The organism is Streptomyces sp. NPDC050759, assembly GCF_044456945.1.
GTDB lineage: Bacteria > Actinomycetota > Actinomycetes > Streptomycetales > Streptomycetaceae > Streptomyces.
This window is the reverse complement of record NZ_JBITGI010000009.1, coordinates 193766-209876: the sequence shown is the minus strand read 5'-3', so window position 1 is coordinate 209876 and position 16111 is coordinate 193766. Positions and strand designations below refer to the sequence as shown.

The 16111-nt window shown below is 67.9% G+C and carries 11 protein-coding genes; 10 read left to right on the top strand and 1 reads right to left on the bottom strand.

Translation table 11 applies throughout. The features are described from left to right. Positions 1–3: 3 nt before the first annotated feature. Complete coding sequence (locus ACIBJB_RS26430) at positions 4–294, bottom strand: hypothetical protein (RefSeq protein WP_306976795.1); 291 nt, start codon at positions 292–294, stop codon at positions 4–6. A 298-nt stretch (positions 295–592) separates the two neighbouring features. Between ACIBJB_RS26430 and ACIBJB_RS26425 the strand changes: the two genes are divergently transcribed. From ACIBJB_RS26425 to ACIBJB_RS26380, 10 genes are all read left to right on the top strand, one after another. Beyond that, positions 593–2845, top strand: coding sequence for an ABC transporter family substrate-binding protein (locus tag ACIBJB_RS26425; protein ID WP_398933692.1), 2253 nt, complete (start codon positions 593–595; stop codon positions 2843–2845). A gap of 128 nt (positions 2846–2973) precedes the next feature. Then, the gene (gene typA, locus ACIBJB_RS26420) at positions 2974–4881 is read left to right on the top strand and encodes a translational GTPase TypA (protein WP_398933690.1); all 1908 of its coding nucleotides are present in this window, start codon (positions 2974–2976) and stop codon (positions 4879–4881) included. Between the two features lie 371 nt (positions 4882–5252). Further along, positions 5253–6272: an ABC transporter permease gene (locus tag ACIBJB_RS26415; RefSeq protein WP_398933688.1), complete on the top strand. Its 1020-nt coding sequence runs from the start codon at positions 5253–5255 to the stop codon at positions 6270–6272. A gap of 99 nt (positions 6273–6371) precedes the next feature. Further along, positions 6372–8165: an ABC transporter substrate-binding protein gene (locus tag ACIBJB_RS26410; RefSeq protein ID WP_398933686.1), complete on the top strand. Its 1794-nt coding sequence runs from the start codon at positions 6372–6374 to the stop codon at positions 8163–8165. A 98-nt stretch (positions 8166–8263) separates the two neighbouring features. After that, entirely contained in the window at positions 8264–9241 is a 978-nt protein-coding gene (locus tag ACIBJB_RS26405) for an ABC transporter permease (protein ID WP_398933684.1), read from the top strand. Between the two features lie 15 nt (positions 9242–9256). After that, positions 9257–10318: an ABC transporter ATP-binding protein gene (locus ACIBJB_RS26400; protein WP_398933682.1), complete on the top strand. Its 1062-nt coding sequence runs from the start codon at positions 9257–9259 to the stop codon at positions 10316–10318. A 13-nt stretch (positions 10319–10331) separates the two neighbouring features. Then, positions 10332–11471, top strand: a complete 1140-nt coding sequence (locus tag ACIBJB_RS26395; protein ID WP_398933680.1) for an ABC transporter ATP-binding protein — start codon at positions 10332–10334, stop codon at positions 11469–11471. A gap of 953 nt (positions 11472–12424) precedes the next feature. Further along, positions 12425–14062 carry an ABC transporter substrate-binding protein gene (locus ACIBJB_RS26390; protein ID WP_398933677.1) on the top strand — a complete coding sequence of 546 codons (1638 nt, stop codon included), beginning with the start codon at positions 12425–12427 and terminating at the stop codon, positions 14060–14062. Positions 14063–14069: 7 nt separating this feature from the next. Then, on the top strand, positions 14070–14993 hold the full coding sequence (locus ACIBJB_RS26385) for an ABC transporter permease (RefSeq protein WP_398933675.1): 924 nt from the start codon (positions 14070–14072) through the stop codon (positions 14991–14993). Then, positions 14986–15954 carry an ABC transporter permease gene (locus ACIBJB_RS26380; RefSeq protein ID WP_398933673.1) on the top strand — a complete coding sequence of 323 codons (969 nt, stop codon included), beginning with the start codon at positions 14986–14988 and terminating at the stop codon, positions 15952–15954. Before ACIBJB_RS26385 ends, ACIBJB_RS26380 begins: the two co-directional genes overlap by 8 nt. The last annotated feature ends 157 nt before the right edge of the window (positions 15955–16111 follow it).

Below are 16111 nucleotides of genomic sequence, written 5' to 3'. Positions count from 1 at the left end.
GGTTCAGGGGGCTCGGCGGTCGCGGGCGCCGAGTCCCTCGTCGTCCGAGTCCGTCCACAGGGTGTTGTCGTACGGGGTGTCGGAGATGGAGACGAGATCCGGGCGGCGCGCCTTGGCGAGCGCCGGGTCGGTCTCCTTCAGCAGCGCGAGGCTCTCGCGCAGCCGGTCGGCGTCGATCCGCACACGGCGCATCTCCAGACCGCTGCTGCCCAGCTGCTGCTCCAGGCGCTTGACGTACCTGAGCACCTCGTCGAGCGAGCGCTGCGCCGCTGCCAGTTCGTCGTTCACGGACATGACGTGACCTCACTTCCGTGGGCGGGGATGCCCTGGACGGGAACGGTCATGCGCCTGCGAGTGTTGCGCGTCACACCATCCGGTGTGAAGGGACGTGCACGGATTGGCGGATCGTGTGCCTCCGTGCGCGCCCCTCGTGCGCCGTCGATTGCGCCGCACGGGTGGGCTTCCCGGTCGTTTGCGCCGTGTCGCCGTCCGCTGCCGAACCCTTTCCTCTTCAGTGGCCGCATACATGTGATCAGCTCCATATACCGCCAAAAGTGATCATAACGCCCGCGGCTCCCGGAGGTAAGCAGAGATGTCCCACAACGGCGTCGCCCTGCGCGCGGTCACGCGCTCGGTCGTCTTCCTCACCGCGGGCGCGCTCGCGGTGACCGCGCTCTCCGGGTGCAGTTCCGAGGACACATCGAGCAAGCCGCTCGCGGAGCAGGACATCGCGCCCGCCGCCCGCGACCGGGTCGCCGACGGCGGCACCCTGCACTGGGCCGTGGACGCCGTCCCGGAGACCCTGAACACCTTCCAGGCGGACGCCGACGCGACCACCACCACCGTCGCCCAGGCGGTCCTGCCCTCGATGTACCGGCTCGACGCGAACGGGCGGCCGCAGGTCCACCCCGACTACCTGGAGTCGGCGAAGGTCGTCGACACCGAGCCCAAGCAGGTCGTGCTGTACAAGCTGAACCAGCAGGCCGTGTGGAGTGACGGCCGGGAGATCGGCGCCGCCGACTTCGCCGCCCAGTGGCGTGCCCTGTCCGGCAAGGACTCCGCGTACTGGACCGCCCGCAACGCCGGCTACGACCGCATCGAGAAGATCGAACGCGGGGCCAACGACCTGGAGGTCCGGGTCACCTTCGCACGGCCGTACGCCGACTGGCGCTCGCTGTTCTCACCGCTGTACCCGAAGGACGTCATGGGCACCCCGGACTCCTTCAACGACTCCGCCCGCAAGAAACTCAAGGTCACCGCCGGTCCCTTCACCCTGAAGAAGGTCGACCGCAAGGGTGACGAGGTCATCCTCACCCGCAGCGCGCGCTGGTGGGGCCACCCGGCCAAGCTGGACCGGATCGTGCTGCGCGCCGTGCCGCGCGACAAGCGGGCCACCGCACTGGCCGCCGGCCAGATCGAGCTCGCCGATGTCGACTCCGAGGCCCTCGGCCGCATCGGCCTCGCCGCCCGCGCGGGAGCCAAGCCCGGCAGCAGCCCGCTCGCGGGCCCGGGCAGACTCCCCGCGCACGGCTCCGGCGGCAACCTGAGCGCCGCCGACGCGCTGCGCTCCTGGGCCGTCGCCCACGGCGACGACGAGGAGGCCGCCGACGAGGAGCTCAGCGCCCGACAGAAGGAGCGCAGGGCGCTCGCCGCCTACCAGCGGGAGCAGGTGGCCCTCAAGGGCTTCGAGGTCCGCCGGTCCCTGGAGCCCGCCTACACCCAGCTCGCCCTCAACGGCGCCTCCGGCCCGCTCGCCGACGAACGGGTCCGCCGGGCCGTGGCCCGCGCCATCGACCGCAAGGCGCTGGCCCGCGTCGTCCTCTCCCCGCTCGGACTGCCCGCCGTGCCCGTCGGCAGCCACCTCGCGCTCTCCGGCCAGGACGCCTACGCCGACAACAGCGGCGCGCTCGGCGGCCAGGACACCGAGGAGGCCCAGGCGCTCCTCGCGGACGCCGGGTGGGTGGCCGGCGGGAAGATCGAGAAGGAGAAGAAGAAGGGCGAGAAGGCCGCGGGGGGCGAGAGCAAGAAGTCCGGGCGGGACTCCGAGAAGTCCGAGAAGTCCGAGAAGTCCAAGAAGGAGGACGACGGGACGTACGTCGTCGGCGAGGACGACAAGGGCGACGACAAGGATCCCAAGGACCGCCACACCGGCGCGGACGGTCCGCGGCATCTCGCTCAGGACGGCAAGCGGTACGCGAACAAGCTGAGGCAGGGCGGCGCTCCCGGGGCCTACGCCCCCAAGGGCACGGCGGCTCCGGCGGACCGGGCGACGAAGGTGCTGGCCAAGAAGGGCAAGGCGCTCACCCTGCGGTTCGTGCTGCCGTCGGGGCCCGGGTCCGGGACGCTGCGGACGGTGGCCGGGCGGATCTCCTCGATGCTGGAGAAGGTCGGTATCCGGACGGAGATCTCCAAGGTCTCCGATGAGAGCTACTTCAAGGACCACGTCGCGTCCGGGCAGTACGACCTCGCGTTGTACTCCTGGCCCGCGTCCGCGTTCCCCGCCACCGACGCCCGCCCGATCTTCGCGAAGCCGGTGCCCGCCGCGGACGGCTCGCTGAACGTCGAGCAGAACTACACGCGGGTCGGCACCGACCAGGTGGACCAGCTCTTCGACCAGGCCGTCGCCACGCTCGACGAGGGCAGGAGCCGCAGCCTGATCCGCAAGGCGGATTCCCGGATCTGGGCCGCCGCCGGGTCCATCCCGCTGTATCAGCGGCCCCAGCTGACCGCCGCGAAGAAGGACGTGGTCAACGCCGGTGCCTTCGGATTCCAGACGCCCGTCTACGAGGACCTGGGCTTCCTGAAGAAGGGCGTGAAAGCCTCGGCCCGGCCGTCCGGGGACTGAGCCCGGCAAGCCCCCGCCCGGGAGGCAACGTACGATGGGGTGAGGCCGTGGCGTGTCAAGCCCGGCAGGCCCGCGTCACACGGACGTTCGTAGCAGGGCCTTCTCACCACTTGGGAGTACGCCGCAATATGGCCACGCGCCACGACATCCGCAATGTCGCCATCGTCGCCCACGTCGACCACGGCAAGACGACTCTTGTCGACGCCATGCTGAAGCAGGCCGGCGCCTTCGCCGCGCACGCCGCCGAGTCGCTCGACGACCGCATGATGGACTCGAACGACCTGGAGCGTGAGAAGGGCATCACGATCCTGGCCAAGAACACGGCCGTGAAGTACCACCCGAAGGATGGCGGCGACGTCATCACCATCAACATCATCGACACCCCCGGCCACGCCGACTTCGGTGGCGAGGTCGAGCGCGGTCTGTCGATGGTGGACGCGGTGGTCCTGCTGGTCGACGCCTCCGAGGGGCCGCTGCCGCAGACCCGCTTCGTGCTGCGCAAGGCGCTTCAGCAGCGCCTGCCGGTCATCCTGTGCATCAACAAGACCGACCGCCCGGACTCCAGGATCGACGAGGTCGTCAACGAGACGTACGACCTCTTCCTGGACCTGGACGCGGACGAGGAGCAGATCGAGTTCCCCATCGTCTACGCGTGTGCACGTGACGGTGTCGCCTCGCTGACCAAGCCGGAGGACGGCACCGTCCCGGCCGACAGCGACAGCCTGGAGCCGTTCTTCTCCACGATCCTCTCGCACGTCCCGGCTCCCGAGTACGACGAGGAGGCCCCGCTCCAGGCGCACGTCACCAACCTGGACGCCGACAACTTCCTCGGCCGTATCGCGCTCCTGCGCGTCGAGCAGGGCGAGCTGCGCAAGGGCCAGACCGTCACCTGGATCAAGCGCGACGGCACGATGTCCAACGTCCGCATCACCGAGCTGCTGATGACCGAGGCACTCACCCGCAAGCCCGCCGAGATGGCCGGCCCCGGTGACATCTGTGCCGTCGCCGGTATCCCGGACATCATGATCGGTGAGACTCTCGCGGACCCGGAGAACCCGATCCCGCTGCCGCTGATCACGGTCGACGAACCGGCGATCTCCATGACCATCGGTACGAACACCTCGCCGCTGGTCGGCCGGGGCGGCACCGGCAAGGGCGCCTCGGCCAAGGCCGCGGTGAAGGACCGCAAGGTGACCGCCCGTCAGGTCAAGGACCGCCTCGACCGCGAGCTCATCGGTAACGTCTCCCTCCGTGTGCTCGACACCGAGCGCCCGGACGCCTGGGAGGTCCAGGGCCGTGGGGAGCTCGCGCTGGCCATCCTGGTCGAGCAGATGCGCCGTGAGGGCTTCGAGCTGACGATCGGCAAGCCGCAGGTCGTCACCAAGATCGTCGACGGCAAGGTGTACGAGCCCGTCGAGCGCATGACGATCGACGTCCCCGAGGAGCACATGGGCGCGGTCACGCAGCTCATGGGCGTCCGCAAGGGCCGTATGGACAACATGTCGAACCACGGCTCCGGTTGGGTCCGTATGGAGTTCGTCGTGCCGTCACGCGGCCTGATCGGCTTCCGTACGGAGTTCCTGACCGGCACCCGTGGCACGGGCATCGCCCACTCCATCCACGAGGGCCACGAGCCGTGGTTCGGCACCCTGACGACCCGTAACAACGGCTCGTTGGTCGCCGACCGCGCCGGTGCCGTCACCGCCTTCGCGATGACGAACCTTCAGGAGCGCGGTGTGCTGTTCACCGACCCGGGCACCGAGGTGTACGAGGGCATGATCGTCGGCGAGAACTCGCGCTCCGACGACATGGACGTGAACATCACCAAGGAGAAGAAGCTCACGAACATGCGGTCGGCCTCGGCCGACTCGTTCGAGGCGATCGTCCCGCCGCGCAAGCTCTCCCTGGAGCAGTCCCTGGAGTTCTGCCGCGACGACGAGTGCGTCGAGGTGACTCCGGAAGCGGTCCGCATCCGCAAGGTCAACCTGGACGCCCGCGAGCGCGCCCGCGCCGCGAGCCGCGCCAAGCACGGCTGATCCCACCGCCGGCGACTGTCGGCAGCCCGGTTCTCCGACACGCGGGGAACCGGGCCTCAGGCGTGTCTGCCGATACCTGTCCGTGACCTATGAGTGACCGTCCGGATATCGGTAATCCGCCCAGGTGTTTCGGACATGTGAACTGAAATCCGTTGCGATATGTCCGTTTTGACGGTCTGTCATCTCACGTGTCAAGCGCGCGCAGGTGTCAATCTTTGCAATTTTTCCTCAAAATATCGTCGGTAGGGAGATCCCTATGCCTTCCGCCCTTGACGCGCGTTGAACACTTTGGCGAAAGTTCCCCCAAACCACAGAACCTGCCGGTATCTGTGCTGCGCTCAACTCTCCAACCCCCCGGGGGACGTACACACATGACCAGTCCAGTCGCCTTGGACCCCGAGCTCGAGACGGACGCCGAGCCTGTCAAGGGCGAGCAGAAGCTCGAGGGTCGTTCTCCCGGCCAGTTGATGTGGCAGCGCTTCAAGCGTGACCGTACCGGTGTCATCTGCGCCGTGGTAGTGATTTTGTACTTCGTGATCTCGCTGCTCGCGCCGCTGCTGGTCAAGCTGAGCGGGACCGACCCGTACACGCTGTACGGGCAGGACCCGACCTACGCCGACAAGCCGGTCCTGGACCAGTTCGGGCTGCCCCTGGGCTACTTCGGCGGCGTCTCCGGCGACCACTGGTTCGGTGTGGAGCCGCAGTACGGCCGTGATCTGTTCGCCATGCTCGTGTACGGCATGCGGACATCGCTGTTCATGGCCCTCGGGGTGACGGTCCTGCTGATGGTCACCGGCGTGATCATCGGTCTGATCGGCGGATACTTCGGTGGTCGCACCGACTACTGGATCGGCCGGGTCACCGACTTCTTCCTGTCCTTCCCCCAGCAGCTGTTCTTCATCGCCTTCATGCCCGTGGTCACCGCGTTCTTCGTCGACCCGCGGGAGGAGACCCCCACGTACTTCCGCGCACTGGCGATGTTGATCGTGCTGTGGCTGCTGGGCTGGATGGGTATGGCGCGTCTGGTCCGCTCCACCGTGCTGTCCCTGCGTGAGAGGGAGTTCGTCGAGGCCGCCAAGGTCTCCGGCGCCTCCCCCTGGCGGATCGTCCGCAAGGAGATCCTGCCGAACGTGGTGACGCCGATCCTGGTGCAGTTCACGTACTCGCTGCCCAGCACCATCCTCACCATCGCCTTCCTTTCCTTCGCCGGAGTCGGTTTCGTCGAGCCGACCCCGGACTGGGGACGACTGTTCGCCGCCGCTGCCAACTACACCGAGCAGGACCCGGCGTTCCTCTTCTTCCCCGGCCTGGCGCTGGTGATCTTCGTTCTGGCCTTCAACCTCCTCGGAGACTCGGTCCGGGACGCTTTCGACCCCAAGTCCGGGCGGTAACTCGTCCATTGGTGGGGGGTGGCTGCCGCCCCCGCGTCGGCCTACCAGCCGCGTCAGGCAGTACTCATGGATAACAACCGACAGGTAGGTATTCGCCACATGAAGCCCATCAGCTCGCGCAGAGCGCGCGCCGTCATCGTCGCCCTTGCAGCCGGTTCGCTGGCTCTCACGGCCTGCTCCAAGAACGAGGGCGGCGACTCCGGCACCGACTCGAAGAAGGACCAGAAGGAGGCATCGGTCCAGTCGAAGGCGGTCACCTACGCCGACGCCGCGGGTTCGACGGGTCCTGCCGAGGACGTGGCCGGCGCCAAGCCCGGTGGCACGATCAACGTGTACCAGGAGGCGGGCCTCTCGCACCTGGACCCGGGCCAGATCTACGTCTCCGACGCCGGCCAGGTCGCCAACCTGCTCTTCCGTCGCCTGACGCAGTTCAAGGAGGACGGCAAGGGCGGCGTCTCGGTCGTCGGTGACCTCGCCACCGACTCCGGCCAGTCCTCCGACGGCGGCAAGACCTGGACCTTCAAGCTGAAGGACGGCATCAAGGACGCCAACGGCAACGCCATCACGTCCGCCGACGTCCGCCACACCGTCGAGCGCCAGTACGCGAAGTTCATCTTCGACGGCCCGACCTACCTGCAGACCTGGCTGAGCGGCGCGGACTACCGCAAGGCGCTCCCGGACGGCGGCTTCGGCAAGAAGCACCTGCCGGCCTCGGTCCTGGACACCCCGGACGACAAGACCGTCGTCTTCCACTTCGACACCGCGCGTCCGGACCTGCCGCAGACCCTCGCCATGGCCGGCTACGCCATCGTCCCGGAGAAGACGGACACCAAGGAGGCGTACGACAAGGCTCCGGTCGCCACCGGTCCGTACAAGATCGCCTCGAACAAGGTCGGCAAGGAACTCGTCCTCCAGAAGAACACCAACTGGGACCCGAAGACCGACTCCGTGCGTCACCAGTACGCGGACACCTTCGACATCCAGTTCGGTGTCACCGAGTCGACCCAGACCAAGCGTCTGATCGCCGACCAGGGTGAGGACAAGAACGCCATCCAGCTCACCGGCGGCGTCGAGGCCACGCAGATCCAGGACGTCATCGGCAACGCGGCGGTCAGCAAGCGCACGGTCAAGGGTTACCAGCCCTACGTCATGCAGCTGTCGTTCAACCTGGACCGGGTCAAGGACATCAAGGTCCGCCAGGCCATCACGTACGCGGTCAACTCCAAGTCGCTCATCGCCGGTGAGGGTGGTGCTTACGGCGGCGACGTGGCCCCGAACTACTTCGCCCCGACCCTGCCGGGCTACGAGGCGAACTACGACCCGTACGGCCGTCTGAAGGCGCCGCAGGGCAACCTCGCCAAGGCCAAGGAGATCCTCAAGGGCGTTCCGGCGGCCGAGAAGAAGGTCGTCTTCGCCTACTCCAACAGCGAGCAGGGCCAGAAGCGCAAGGTCGCCATCGAGGACGCCCTGACCAAGGTCGGCTTCAACGTGGTGTCCAAGGAAGTCGACTCCGCGAGCTACTACGAGCAGATCGGCAAGCTCGACAACCCGTACGACATGTACATCTCGGGCTGGGGCCAGGACTGGCCGTCGCCCGGCACGGTGGTCACGCCCGTCTACGACGGCACCCAGGTCGCCGACGGTTCGCCGAACTACTCGCACGTCAAGGACCCCAAGGTCGACGCCCTCATCAAGAAGGCGCTCTCCGAGGACCCGACCAAGGCTGCCGCGACCTGGAAGGAAGCCCACCACTACCTGCTGGAGAAGATCATCCCGGCCGCCCCGCTCTGGTACACCAAGCAGTTCCAGCTCTCCGGCTCGAACATCGGTGGTGCCCGCTACGGCTCGGTGTCCAGCCTCATCGACATCACCCGCCTCTACGTGAAGTCGTAACTCTCTACGGCTGATCGCGGGGGTGCGCACCAGGCGGAGCGCACCCCCGCACCTCCGTGAAACCTCCCACCGTCTCCGCAGAGAGCAGCCCTCCCGCCATGTTTCAGTTCATCATCCGGCGCACGGTCGGTGCCCTGGTCACCCTGTTCCTCATCGGCGCCGCCACGTTCTTCCTGTTCGTCGCCGCGCCCTCCGACTACGCCTCCCTGGCCTGTGGCAAGGACTGCTCCCCCGCGAGACTGGAGGACATCCGCCAGGCGCTCGGCCTCAACCTGCCGATCCACCAGCAGTTCTGGGACTTCATGTCCGGAATCGTGATGGGCCGCGACTACCCGACCGGGCACTGCAGCGCGCCCTGCCTCGGTCAGTCGTTCTACTCGGGCGACATGGTCTGGTCGACGATCATGGACCGCTTCCCGACGACCCTCACGCTCACCGCGGGCGGTGCGGTTGTCTTCATCATCGTCGGTGTCGGCGCCGGCATGATCGCCGCCTACAAGCGCGGCACCCTGATCGACAAGGTCGCCACCGGTGTGTCCATGGTGCTCAGCTCGTTCCAGATCTACGTGCTCGGCCCCATCGTCCTGCTGATCTTCGTCTACAGCACGGGCTGGATGGACAACCCCGCCTACCACCCGATCAGCGAGGACCCCTGGCGGTGGTTCACCGGCATGCTGCTGCCCACGCTGGTGATGGCCACCATCTTCACCGCGCAGTACACGCGTATGGCCCGCTCCTCGATGATCGAGCAGCTCGCGGAGGAGCACGTCCGTACCGCCCGCGCCAAGGGCATGTCGAACAAGTACGTCTTCTTCCGCTACGCCTGGCGCGGTTCGATGATCCCGATCGTCACCGTCCTCGGCATCGACATCAGCTCGATGCTCGGCGGCGCCGTGGTCACCGAGCTGACCTTCTCGCTCCAGGGGATCGGCCGTCTCGCCGTGGACGGCGCGGTCCACAAGGACCTGCCGCTCACCATGGGCGTCATGCTGTTCGGTGCCTTCTTCATCCTGATCGTCAACATCCTCACCGACATCGCGTACGCCTACATCGACCCGCGCGTCCGGCTCTCCTAGGAAGAACGAACCACCGTGACCACACTGACCAAGACCGAGGACGCCCCGGCCCCTTCCGGCTCGGACAGCTTCCTCTCAGTGCGCGATCTGAAGGTGCAGTTCTCCACGGAGGACGGCATCGTCAAGGCCGTCGACGGCTTGTCCTTCGACGTCGAGCGCGGCAAGACCCTGGGCATCGTCGGCGAGTCCGGCTCCGGCAAGTCCGTCACCAACCTGACCATCCTGGGCCTGCACAACCCGCGCTCCAGCTCCGTCGACGGCGAGATCGTCCTCGACGGCAAGGAACTCGTCACCGCCACCGAGCGTGAGCTGGAGCAGCTTCGCGGCAACAAGATGGCGATGATCTTCCAGGACCCGCTGACCGCCCTGTCGCCGTTCTACACGGTGGGCCGGCAGCTGGCCGAGCCGTTCATGAAGCACCGGGGCGCCTCCAAGAAGGAGGCCAGGGACCGTGCCGTCCAGTTGCTGGAGAAGGTCGGCATCCCGCAGCCCAAGCAGCGCTACGACGACTACCCGCACCAGTTCTCCGGCGGTATGCGCCAGCGCGCGATGATCGCCATGGCGCTGATGTGCGACCCCGACCTGCTGATCGCCGACGAGCCGACCACCGCGCTGGACGTCACCGTGCAGGCCCAGATCCTGGACCTGCTCAAGGACCTCCAGCAGGAGTTCGGCTCCGCGATCATCTTCATCACGCACGACCTCGGCGTCATCTCGAACATGGCCGACGACCTGCTGGTGATGTACGCGGGCCGGGCCGTGGAGCGCGGCTCCGTCCGGGAGGTCCTGGGCGCGCCCAAGCACCCCTACACCTGGGGCCTGCTGAGCTCGATGCCCCGCCTGGACGGCGACATCAACGAGGCGCTGGAGCCGATCCCCGGCTCGCCGCCCTCGCTGCTCAACCCGCCCTCCGGCTGCCCGTTCCACCCGCGGTGCGCCTTCAAGGACGAGGTGCCGGGCACGCTGTGCACCGACTCCCGCCCGCCGCTGGGCGAGGGGCGCGCCTCCGCGTGCCACCTGACGGCCGAGCAGAAGCAGACCATCTTCATCGACAAGATCCAGCCCCGGCTGCGCTAGGGAGATCCGAGACATGAGCGACAACCTCACCCTCCCCGCCCAGCAGGGTTCCACCGGTACCTCGACCGAGGAACTCCTCAAGGTCGAGGGCCTGACCAAGCACTTCCCGATCTACGGCGGCTTCCCGATCAAACGCAAGGTCGGCGCCGTTCAGGCCGTCGACGGGGTCGACCTGACGGTCGGTGTCGGCGAGAGCGTCGGCCTGGTCGGCGAGTCCGGCTGCGGCAAGTCGACGACGGGCCGGCTGATCACGCGGCTCCTGGAGCCGACGGCCGGCAAGATCACCTACTCCGGTCAGGACATCACGCACGCCTCGCGCCGTCAGCTGGCGCCGGTGCGGTCCGAGATCCAGATGATCTTCCAGGACCCGTACTCCTCGCTGAACCCGCGGCAGACCGTCGGCTCCATCATCAAGTCGCCGATGGAGGTCAACGGGATCGAGCCGGAGGGCGGCCGGGAGACGAGGGTCCGGGAGCTCCTCGAGCTGGTCGGCCTCAACCCCGAGCACTACAACCGCTTCCCGCACGAGTTCTCCGGCGGTCAGCGTCAGCGCATCGGCGTGGCCCGCGCGCTGGCCCTCCAGCCCAAGCTGATCGTGGCGGACGAGCCGGTCTCCGCGCTGGACGTGTCGATCCAGGCGCAGGTCGTCAACCTGCTCAAGAAGGTCCAGGACGAGCTGGGCATCGCCTTCCTGTTCATCGCCCACGACCTGGCCGTCGTACGGCACTTCTCGCAGCGCGTCGCGGTCATGTACCTCGGCAAGATCGTCGAGGTCGGCGACCGGGAGTCGATCTACAACCGGCCCCGGCACCCGTACACCCACGCCCTGCTCTCCGCGGTGCCGGAGGTCGACATCGACGGCACGGGTGCGAGCCGCGAGCGGATCCGCCTGTCCGGCGACGTCCCCTCGCCGATCCTGCCGCCGTCCGGCTGCCGCTTCCGCACCCGGTGCTGGAAGGCGCAGGACAAGTGCGCCACGGACGAGCCCCCGCTGGTCCAGATCTCCGGCAACAAGGTCGGCCACCTGACGGCCTGCCACTTCCCGGAGGACCCGACCACGGAGGCCCGTGACGAGGACGTGATCATGGACCCGGCGCTGAAGGCGCTGGAGGACGTGACGGACCCGACCGACGAGACGCCGGCCAAGGACTGACGCTCCCTGCACAAACCCCGGCCGGGGCCGGAGGCGATCTGCCTCCGGCCCCGGCCGCCGTGTCACCCCGACCTGCCGACCTGTCGGCCTGCCGAGAGGATGCCGGTGGAGGTGACCGGGGGATGGAGGCCCACCTGCCCTGCCGTCGCCTCGACCCACCGTCGGCCTGGCCTGCGCCACCGTGGCTTGACGACACCTTGGCCTGACAGCCCCCTGACTCACCGGCAAGTAGGTCTGGCGGCGCCTCGATTCCGCTGGCGGTCCGCTCTGTCGGCACCGTGGCCCACCGCCACCTGGCCTGACACCCCCCTGACTCACCAGCACCTTGGCCTGGCGGCCTCCTGCCCCACCGGCGGCTTGGTCTGCGGACCGTGGCTCGGCGGCACCCGGCACGCCGGCGCCCCGGCCCTTTGACCCCCGGCCCTGATCTGGCGGCGCCCCGACCCGCTGGCGGTCCGCTCTGTCGGCACGATGGCTCACCGAGCTCCTGGCCTGACAGCCCCCTGACTCACCGGCAGTTGGATCTGGTGGCGCCTCGACCTGCTGGCGGCTGCCTGATTCACCGGCGCCTTGGCCTGGTGGCCCCGTGGCTCACGGGCGGCTGGGTCTGGTGGCGCCTCAACCCACTGGCGGCTCCCTGACTCACCGGCACCTTGGTCTGCGGGCACCGTGGCTCGGCAGCACCTGGCACGCTCGCGCCCCGGCCCCTTGACCTCCCGGCCCCTTGACCCCCGACCTGTTGGCCCTGGGCCCCTGACCCACCAGCACCTCGGCCTGGTGCCCCGACACCCACCCCCCGACCTGTCGGCCCCCCGCTCACCGGCACTCACTCCCCCCGACCCGTCGGCCCCCCACCCACCAGCACCGACCCCCCAAAGGCCTACCCAGGCGTGCGAAACCCCCCTCTCGGTTCGATATTGGCCGGTAACGGATCAGTCTTGAGGAGGCACTCCATGCGTGGAGCCACGCACGCCAAATGGGCCGCATGCGCGGCGGCGGTAGCCCTCGCGGGGACGGCCTGCGGTGGGGACAGCGGCAGCGACAGCGGCAGCAGTGACGGCGGTGCCGTGCTGAGCTCCTCCTGGGGCGACCCGCAGAACCCGTTGGAGCCGGCCAACACCAACGAGGTGCAGGGCGGCAAGGTCCTCGACATGATCTTCCGGAGCCTGAAGAAGTACAACCCGGAGACCGGCAAGGCCGAGGACATGCTCGCCGAGAAGATCGACACGAGCGACTCGCAGAACTTCACGATCACCGTCAAGAGCGGCTGGACCTTCAGCAACGGCGAGAAGGTCACCGCCAAGTCGTTCGTGGACGCCTGGAACTACGCAGCCTCCCTCAAGAACAACCAGAAGAACGCCTACTTCTTCGGCTACATCGACGGATACGACAAGACGCACCCGGAGGACGGCAGCAAGCAGAGCGCCGACACCCTCTCCGGACTGAAGGTCACCGGCGAGCAGACCTTCACCGTCAAGCTCAACCAGAAGTTCTCGACCTTCCCCGACACCCTCGGCTACCCCGCCTACGCCCCGCTCCCGCAGGCCTTCTTCAAGGACCACGCGGCCTGGCTGCAGAAGCCCGTCGGGAACGGGCCGTACACCATCGACTCGTACACCAAGGGCTCCCAGATGGCCCTGAAGAAGTGGGACGCCTACCCCGGCCCGGACAAGGCCCAGAACGGCGGGGTGACCCTCAAGGTCTACACCGACAACAACACCGCCTACACCGACCTCCTGGCCGGCAACCTCGACCTGGTCGACGACGTCCCGGCCGCCCAGCTCAAGAACGCCAAGAGCGACCTCGGCGACCGCTACATCAACACCCCGGCCGGCATCATCCAGACCCTCGCCTTCCCGTACTACGACAAGAGGTGGAACACGGCCGGGATGGAGAAGGTCCGCACCGGCCTCTCCCGGGCGATCAACCGCGACCAGATCACCGAGACGATCTTCCAGAAGACCCGCACCCCCGCCACCGACTGGACCTCCCCGGTCCTCGGCAAGGAGGGCGGCTTCCAGGACGGGCTGTGCGGGGACGCCTGCGACTACGACCCCGACGCGGCCAAGAAGCTCATCAAGGAGGGTGGCGGACTTCCCGGCGGTCAGATCAAGATCACATACAACGCGGACACCGGCTCCCACAAGCAGTGGGTCGACGCCGTCTGCAACTCCATCAACAACTCGCTCGACAACGACAAGGCCTGTGTCGGCAACCCCGTCGGCACCTTCGCCGACTTCCGCAGCCAGATCACCGCGAAGAAGTTGAGCGGCCCCTTCCGGGCCGGCTGGCAGATGGACTACCCGCTCATCCAGAACTTCCTCCAGCCGCTCTACTACACCAACGCCTCCTCCAACGACGGCAAGTGGTCCAACAAGGACTTCGACAAGCTCGTCAACGAGGCCAACGCCGAGACCGACACCACCAAGGCGGTGGAGAAGTTCCAGGAGGCCGAGAAGGTCGTACGGGACAACATGGCCGCCATTCCGCTCTGGTACCAGAACGGCAGCGCCGGCTACTCGGAGCGGCTCTCGAACGTGAAGCTCAACCCGTTCAGCGTCCCCGTCTACAACGAGATCAAGGTCGGTTGACCCCGCCATGGGACGGTACGTCGTCCGCCGCCTGCTCCAGATGGTCCCGGTGTTCATCGGGTCGACCCTGCTGATCTTCCTCATGGTGAACGTGATGGGCGACCCCATCGCGGGCCTGTGCGGCGACAAGCAGTGCGACGCGGCGACGACCGCCCAGCTCAAGAAGGAGTTCGGCCTCGACAAGCCGGTCTGGCAGCAGTACCTGACCTACATGGGGCACGTCTTCACCGGTGACTTCGGCACCGCGTTCAACGGCCAGAAGGTCACCGAGCTGATGGCGACGGCGTTCCCCGTGACCATCCGGCTGACGATCGTGGCGATCCTCATCGAGATCGTCGTCGGCATCACGCTGGGTGTGATCACCGGACTCAAGCGCGGCCGGCCCGTCGACACCTCGGTCCTCCTCCTCACCCTCGTCGTGATCTCCATCCCCACCTTCGTCACCGGTCTGCTGCTCCAGCTGCTCCTCGGCGTCGAGTGGGGCTGGATCAAACCCTCGGTGTCCACGGACGCCGGCTTCGGCGAGCTGCTCGTGCCGGGCCTGGTCCTCGCGTCCGTGTCACTGGCGTACGTGACCCGGCTGACCCGCACGTCGATCGCGGAGAACCGGCGCTCGGACTACGTCCGTACGGCGGTGGCCAAGGGGCTGCCGAGACAGCGCGTCATCGTGAGGCATCTGCTCCGCAACTCGCTCATCCCCGTGGTCACCTTCATCGGCACCGACATCGGCGCCCTGATGGGCGGTGCGATCGTCACCGAGCGCATCTTCAACATCCACGGCGTCGGCTACCAGCTCTACCAGGGCATCCTGCGCCAGAACACCCAGACCGTGGTCGGCTTCGTCACCGTCCTCGTCCTGGTCTTCCTGGTCGCCAACCTGCTCGTCGACCTCCTGTACGCCGTCCTCGACCCCAGGATCCGCTATGCCTGAACCCCAGGAACAACAGGGAGCCATCGCCGGGACCGGAGCGGGCGGCGCGATGGATCTCGCGGTGAGCGAGGCCACCACCCTGGAGAAGGGCCCCGACGACACGACCCCTCTGGACAAACCCCGCTCCCTCTGGTCCGACGCCTGGCGCGACCTGCGCCGCAACCCCGTCTTCATCATCTCCGCCCTGGTGATCATCTTCCTGGTCGTCATCTCCCTGTGGCCCTCCCTGATCGCCTCGGGCAACCCCCTCAAGTGCGACCTCGCCAAGGCCCAGGAGGGCTCCCAGCCGGGTCATCCCTTCGGCTACGACGGCCAGGGCTGCGACGTCTACACGCGCACGGTGTACGGCGCCCGTACGTCGGTCACGGTGGGCGTCTGCGCCACGCTGGGCGTCGCGATCCTCGGGTCGGTCCTCGGCGGCCTCGCCGGGTTCTTCGGAGGCTTCTCGGACTCCATCCTGTCCCGCACCACGGACATCTTCTTCGCGATCCCGGTGGTCCTCGGCGGCCTGGTGCTCCTGTCGGTCGTCACGAGCAGCACGGTGTGGCCGGTCATCGGGTTCATGGTGCTGCTGGGCTGGCCGCAGATCTCCCGCATCGCGCGCGGCTCGGTCATCACCGCCAGACAGAACGACTACGTACAGGCGGCCAGAGCGCTCGGCGCCTCCAACTCCCGCCTGCTGCTGCGCCACATCGCTCCGAACGCGGTCGCCCCGGTGATCGTGGTCGCGACCATCGCGCTCGGCACCTACATCGCCCTGGAGGCGACCCTGTCGTACCTCGGCGTGGGCCTCAAACCCCCCACGGTCAGCTGGGGCATCGACATCTCCGCGGCCTCCGCCTACATCCGCAACGCCCCCCACATGCTCCTCTGGCCGGCCGGAGCCCTCGCGGTCACGGTCCTCGCCTTCATCATGCTCGGCGACGCGGTCCGCGACGCCCTCGACCCGAAGCTGAGGTGAGCGGACGTGGTGCTGAGCGTGTGCGAGAGCAGCGGCAGCGCGGCACGGCGCACCCCGCGCTCCTTCCGCCCGCACCAGGTCGCCCTGCCCGCCGGCGCCGCACCCGAGGCGGAGCGGTTCGGCCGCCGAAGTCGTCGTAGTCCATCGCGCCACGCCC